Annotated in this window: 1 pseudogene; it reads right to left on the bottom strand. The window is 32.9% G+C overall.

From position 1 onward, the window contains the following. Positions 1 to 8: 8 nt before the first annotated feature. Positions 9 to 418 (bottom strand): annotated as a pseudogene (locus AC1DJR_RS32830) (YoqO family protein). Positions 419 to 574: the final 156 nt, after the last annotated feature.

The following is a 574-nucleotide window of genomic DNA, read 5'->3' as shown; positions in this document are numbered from 1 at the left end:
CCCCCATTCTACTTCTCCTTTAATATGTAACTTGCTATTCTTATCATGACTCTTAGAAAAATAACGACTACAATTACAAGATAAAGACCTTTCGCAGAAGACATCCAATCTTGAAAAATAGACATTTTCTCCATTTGCTTTTGGCCCTCTATTAAAATAACCCCTACGACAAATGAACAAACAACAATGATACCTATCATAATTCCAATACTTTTCTTACCATTTAAAATAACCCCTACGACAAATTTTTCTTTTTTCGACTATACGTTTTCCACTCTTTCCAGCGGTACAAAGGAGCGAAAATTAATATGCCTATACWTAATATWACTGGTRYCCATTCACTTTTAAGAAATYGYCCYGAAATAAYWGATAATATTAAACAAMCGAGYACACCATAATAYCCTATTTTCTCTCTCATTCGTACTCCCCCATTCTACTTCTCCTTTAATATGTAACTTGCTATTCTTATCTATCCTATTTTCTCTCTCATTCGTACTCCCCCATTCTACTTCTCCTTTAATATGTAACTTGCTATTCTTATCATGACTCTTAGAAAAATAACGACTACAATTAC

It is taken from the genome of Bacillus sp. 05T31 (assembly GCF_056396725.1).
This window is presented reverse-complemented; position numbering and strand designations above follow the sequence as displayed.